Below are 5,348 nucleotides of genomic sequence, written 5' to 3' on the forward strand. Positions count from 1 at the left end.
CCTGAATTGGCATGGCATCTCAATCTGATCAGCAAACCGTAATGGTCACCGGCGCCACGGGCTTCCTCGGCCGGGCGCTGGTTGCCCGCTTGGCGTCCGAGCCTCGGTTTGTCGTTCGTGCCGCGAGCCGGAGCGCAAACCCGGGTTGGCCGCAATGCGTCGTGCCCATCCAGATGGGAGATCTTGGGGGAAGCCCGGACTATGCGGAAGCCCTGCGAGGAGTGTCCTGTTTGATTCATTCTGCCGCGAGGGTTCATGTGAGCGCCAATTCAGCGCCCGATGCCCTCGCCTCTTTTCACAGTGTGAATGTAGTTGGCACCAGACGATTGGCCGAACAGGCTGCAGATGCGGGGGTCCGCCGGTTCATTTTCGTCAGTTCGGTCAAGGTGAATGGGGCGAGCACCGAGCCTGGGGAACCGTTTCGAATGTCCGACATTCCCAGGCCGCAATGCGCTTACGGGATCTCGAAATGGCAAGCGGAGCAGGCGCTTTGGCAGGTCGCGGCCGAGACTGGGTTAGAGATTGCGGTGGTCAGGCCGCCCTTGGCTTATGGTCCTGGGGTAAAGGCCAACGTGCTGCGCCTGATGCGTCTGGTGGACCGAGGCTGGCCATTGCCGTTAGCCGCCGTTGACAACCGCCGATCGCTCGTGGCGCTCGACAATCTGGTCGACTTGCTGACCCATTGCATCGACCACCCCGCCGCACCCGGACAGACCTTCCTGGTCTCAGATGGCCACGATCTCTCAACTCCCGAACTTGTTCGTGGTCTGGCGCACGCGATGGGGCGTCCTGTCAGGCTGTTTCGCGTTCCCCTTCCGCTATTGCGGATCGCGGGGCAACTGAGTGGACGCCTTGGCGAATTCGAACGCCTGACGGATTCTCTTCAGGTCGACATTCGCGCTACCTGCGAAACCCTGGGTTGGGAGCCGCCGCTATCCGTTCAGGAAGGCTTGCTGCGCGCAGTGGCTGGAAGAGACTGATTCAGCCAGAGTATCCGATGTAAGGCCGTCCTGATGGGAGAGTGCCGCTTGAGTATGATCTGGATCCTGCTCCCGTCGTTCACAGCAGCCTTTCTCTTGACCTGGATGCTGCGGCGTCATGCCATCGCGACCAGGTTGCTGGATGTGCCCACGGCGCGGAGTTCGCACTCCGTGCCAACTCCGCGCGGCGGTGGACTCGCGATCGTCGCGGTGGTGCTCACTGCCCTGCCATGGCTTTGGCTGTACGGGCTCCTCAACACCGGGGCGCTCCTGGCTTGGCTCGGGGCGGGCGTGACCGTGGCAATGGTCGGCTGGTGGGACGATCGAGACCATGTACCGGCACGCTGGCGACTGCTTGTACATTTCGTAGCAGCAGCTTGGGCCATCATTTGGCTCGGAGGGCTACCTCAGCTCGACTTATTTGGATGGGATGTCGACTTTGGCTGGTTCGGGCGCCTGCTGGCCGTCCTCTACCTCGTATGGCTGCTCAATCTCTACAACTTCATGGACGGCATCGACGGGATCGCCGGAATCGAAGCCATCACGGTGGGGTTGGGCGCAGCATTCCTGGCTTGGCTGGCGCTATCCGACGCAGGGTTTTGGGTTGCACCACTTCTGCTCGCGGCAGCGACCGCAGGCTTTCTGGTATGGAATTTCCCATGGGCGCGGATATTCATGGGCGATGCCGGCAGTGGATTTGTCGGGATATCGCTTGGCATGCTCTCGCTGCAGGCGGGATTGCTTGCCCCGGAGCTGTTCTGGGCCTGGGTGATTCTGCTGGGGGTATTCATCGTCGACGCAACGCTCACGTTGCTGCGCCGATTGCTGCGCGGTGATCGGGTGTACGAGGCTCACCGGATTCATGCCTATCAGCACGCCGCCCGTCGCGTGGGATCCCATGTGCCGATCTCGGTCGCCGTTGGCGCCATCAACCTGTTTTGGCTGCTTCCGATCGCTACGCTGGTGGGACTGGGAATGTTGAGTGGGGCAGCCGGAATCCTGATCGCTTACGCCCCGCTGGTGCTTCTCGCATCCTGGCTGGGCGCGGGGGTGGACTGACGTCCCTCCCGTGCCCGCTCGAGGCTGGAGACGGTAGAAGAGCGTTTCTCAACGGCTGCCGTTGCAGCGGCGGATCTCTGCCCTCCAACCGGCAGTCGCATCAGTGCGGTGGTACCGGTGCTCCTTGGCAGCTCAGGCTGCGCCGCTCCAACGAGCCAGTCGGATGGCGTGCCCGCCGAAGCAAAATCCGGAACGGCCGCACACAGAACCTCGTAGGCCCATTGCGGGTCTGCGGCCTGTTCCGCCTGCTCCAACTGTTGCAGAACCGCCTGCACCTGATCGCTGGTCAGGGTCGCTTCTTCCGCACGCATGATCTTGGGATGTGCGGTACCGGTGGCGTTGTCCCCGATCAACAACTCCTCGTACAACTTTTCCCCCGGGCGAAGGCCGGTAAACTCGATGCGTATCTCGCCCCCGGGATGCTCCTCGTCCTGTACGCGCAGTCCGTGGAGGCGAATCATGCGTTTCGCCAGCTCCACGATCCGAACCGGTTCCCCCATGTCCAACACGAAGACCTCTCCGCCCGTGGCCATTGCACCGGCCTGAACCACCAGCTGCGAGGCCTCGGTAAGCGTCATGAAATACCGGGTGATTTTTGGGTGGGTGACGGTAACGGGACCGCCGCGGCTGATCTGCTCGTGAAACAGGGGCACCACCGAGCCAGACGAGGCCAGTACATTGCCGAAACGCACCATCGCGAACACCGTGGTCGCCTGGCGCGACGCCAGGTCTTGCAGCACCAGTTCCGCGAGCCGCTTGGTCGCGCCCATCACACTGGTGGGACGGACGGCCTTGTCCGTGCTGATCAGCACGAACCGCTCGACCCCGCAGGCCGCCGCAGCCTCGGCAAAAATCTGCGTGCCGAGCACGTTGTTCCGAACCCCTTCGAGCAGGTTGTGCTCTACGATCGGGACGTGCTTGTAGGCGGCGGAATGAAAGACCGTCTGGACCCCAAACCGTCCCAGAATCGCTTTCAGCCGGGGGCCATTACAGACGGACCCCAGCACGGGAATCAGCTCACAGGAACGACCCCGTCGCTCCGCCAGCGCCCGCAACTCCCGCTCGATCGCATACAGCGCGTACTCGTGGTGATCGTAGAGCACCAGGGTACGCACACCCTCCGTCACCGCCACGCGGCACAGGGCTGCGCCGATCGAACCGCCGGCACCGGAGACCATGATCACGCGATCGCGAAGGCTGCGCGACATCAGTTCCGGGATCGGCGGTACGGGATCCCTACCGAGCAGGTCACCGATATCCACGTCCCGCAACTGGGTGACATTGGCCGCACCCGTCAACAGTTCCTCGGTGTTGGGCACCGTCTGCACATGAACCGGGTAGGCCTCGAGGAGACTGAGGATACGTCGGCGCGAACCACGGCTCGCCGAGGGAATCGCAAGCAGGATACGACGCACGGGAAACAGTTCAAGCAAATCGGGAATCCGCGCCGGGTCGTAGATCTCGACACCGTCGATCAGGCTCCCGTGCAGCGTGGCATCCTCGTCCACGTAGGCGACGGGATGGAAACGTCCGGCAACACGCAGACTTGACGCCAGATGGGCCCCGGCGGCTCCGGCGCCGAAGATGATCACTGGCTCTGCGATGCTTGCCCCACGCCCCAGCATCCAGAGGTACCAGGCGCGCACGAGGAAACGAACCCCTCCGACGAAAACGAACGCCAGGATCGCAAACGACACGGGAACGGAGCGTGGAACGTCGATCTGGACCAATGCCACTGCGCTGAACATCAGCGCAGCCAAGATGGCTACACCCGCAGCCACCAACCAGATGGCCCGCATGCCCATGAAACGCACTACGGTTCGGTACAGACCCAGGCGCGAAAAGATCACGACCCCAAGCACTGCTGTGACGGGAAAGAGCCACCAGACCGCACGCGCCGGTTCTGGGAGGACCTCGGCAAACCGCAGGACATAAGCCGCCCAAAGTGCCCCGGGCAATAGCAGCAGATCTGCCCCAACCATCAGCCGGCGCTTCCGCCCGCGGGGCAGTGTGAGCAGTCGGGCAAGAAACGCCTTCATCGAGCCACCATACGTGGTTGGATACCACGCATATTGTCGGTTTTCTAATCAGTTTGCGCAAGTAGATAGAGCGCATTCTGAGAGCCGATTATTGATCAAAAGCGTGGAATGTTGGTCGCATGTTTTTCAACGTGAAGCCATGTTCTGACCTGATGATCACGAAAGCTCCGCTGGTGGTCCGATTGGTGTTCTTTCAAGGGGCGCGGAGGTAGGAGGCCAGCCCCTGGCCGATGGGTTTTCCGGCGTCCAATCGGCGAGAGGGCTCGCCTCCTACATCTTTCCCTGACGCACCGGGCTGTGTATCGTTTGCGCCCCTACGCCGCCCCAACCGGAGTCCCGCCCATGCATCCCATGCTGAATACCGCCGTCAAGGCCGCACGGGCGGCCGGACGGGTCACCACGCGCGCCTGGGACCGCACCGATACGCTGAGCATCCGCGAAAAGTCGCGCAACGATTTCGTGACCGAGGTGGACCTGCAGGCCGAACAGACGATTGTGCAGATCCTGCGCCATGCCTACCCCGATCACGGCATCCTGGCCGAGGAAGGCGGGCACCAGGCGGGGGACGACTTCGTCTGGGTGATCGACCCGCTGGACGGCACGACGAACTTCCTGCACGGGGTGCCGCATTTCTCGATTTCGATCGCGCTGAAGCACCGGGGGCGACTGGAGCAGGCCGTGATCTACGACCCGCTGCGCGAGGAGTTGTTCACGGCGACGCGGGGGCGTGGTGCGTTGCTGAATGATCGCCGTATCCGGGTCGGTGACCGTGTCGACCTGAATGGGGCGCTGCTGGGTACCGGGATTCCTTTCCGGGATACCCAGGATCTCGACCGGTATCTACGCACGCTGCGCGCGTTGATCCCCGATACGGCGGGTGTTCGCCGGCCCGGCTCCGCGGCGCTGGATCTGGCCTACGTGGCAGCGGGACGTTTCGACGGCTTCTGGGAGATGGGGCTGCGCGACTGGGACATCGCCGCGGGGCTGCTGCTGGTGCAGGAGGCCGGCGGGCTGGTCAGCGACCTGGAGGGAAAACCGGATGTCTTTCGCCGTGGGGATGTGGTGGCGGGGAACCCGAAGATCCTGAAGGCGATGCTGCAGCGCCTGCGCGGAGCGCTGGCCGAGAAAAGCGAATAAACACCGTAGGTCGGGTTAGCCCGCAGGGCGTAACCCGACAACAGAACCCCAAGGAAACCACTGCGCGTCGAACACAGGGCGTCGGGTTACGCTGCGCTAACCCGACCTACGCGTGACGGCTGGCGCTCCGTAG

4 protein-coding genes are annotated in these 5,348 nt (G+C 63.1%); 3 read left to right on the plus strand and 1 reads right to left on the minus strand.

Annotation, left to right across the window (positions count from 1 at the left end):
• The first annotated feature begins 41 nt into the window (after nt 1–41).
• On the plus strand, nt 42–980 hold the full coding sequence (locus EA346_RS14740) for an SDR family oxidoreductase (RefSeq protein WP_366755809.1): 939 nt from the start codon (nt 42–44) through the stop codon (nt 978–980).
• A gap of 54 nt (nt 981–1,034) precedes the next feature.
• Nucleotides 1,035–2,039 carry a glycosyltransferase family 4 protein gene (locus tag EA346_RS14745; protein ID WP_296759866.1) on the plus strand — a complete coding sequence of 335 codons (1,005 nt, stop codon included), beginning with the start codon at nt 1,035–1,037 and terminating at the stop codon, nt 2,037–2,039.
• Here the strand turns inward: EA346_RS14745 and EA346_RS14750 are convergent.
• A complete protein-coding gene (locus EA346_RS14750; protein ID WP_296759867.1) occupies nt 1,988–4,078 on the minus strand; it encodes a nucleoside-diphosphate sugar epimerase/dehydratase in 2,091 nt (696 codons plus the stop codon). The genes EA346_RS14745 and EA346_RS14750 overlap by 52 nt on opposite strands.
• A 342-nt stretch (nt 4,079–4,420) precedes the next feature.
• On the opposite strand from EA346_RS14750, the gene EA346_RS14755 reads away from it, so the two are divergent.
• Nucleotides 4,421–5,215 carry an inositol monophosphatase family protein gene (locus EA346_RS14755; protein ID WP_296759868.1) on the plus strand — a complete coding sequence of 265 codons (795 nt, stop codon included), beginning with the start codon at nt 4,421–4,423 and terminating at the stop codon, nt 5,213–5,215.
• The last annotated feature ends 133 nt before the right edge of the window (nt 5,216–5,348 follow it).

This window comes from Thioalkalivibrio sp., from assembly GCF_007692535.1.
Lineage (GTDB): Bacteria > Pseudomonadota > Gammaproteobacteria > Ectothiorhodospirales > Ectothiorhodospiraceae > Thioalkalivibrio.

What these genes read in the sequence shown, in the direction of transcription:
- EA346_RS14750 (WP_296759867.1), bottom strand. Translation starts at nt 4,078, where the DNA reads ATGAAGGCGTTTCTTGCCCGACTGCTCACACTGCCCCGCGGGCGGAAG.
- EA346_RS14755 (WP_296759868.1), top strand. Translation starts at nt 4,421, where the DNA reads ATGCATCCCATGCTGAATACCGCCGTCAAGGCCGCACGGGCGGCCGGA.
- EA346_RS14745 (WP_296759866.1), top strand. Translation starts at nt 1,035, where the DNA reads ATGATCTGGATCCTGCTCCCGTCGTTCACAGCAGCCTTTCTCTTGACC.
- EA346_RS14740 (WP_366755809.1), top strand. Translation starts at nt 42, where the DNA reads ATGGTCACCGGCGCCACGGGCTTCCTCGGCCGGGCGCTGGTTGCCCGC.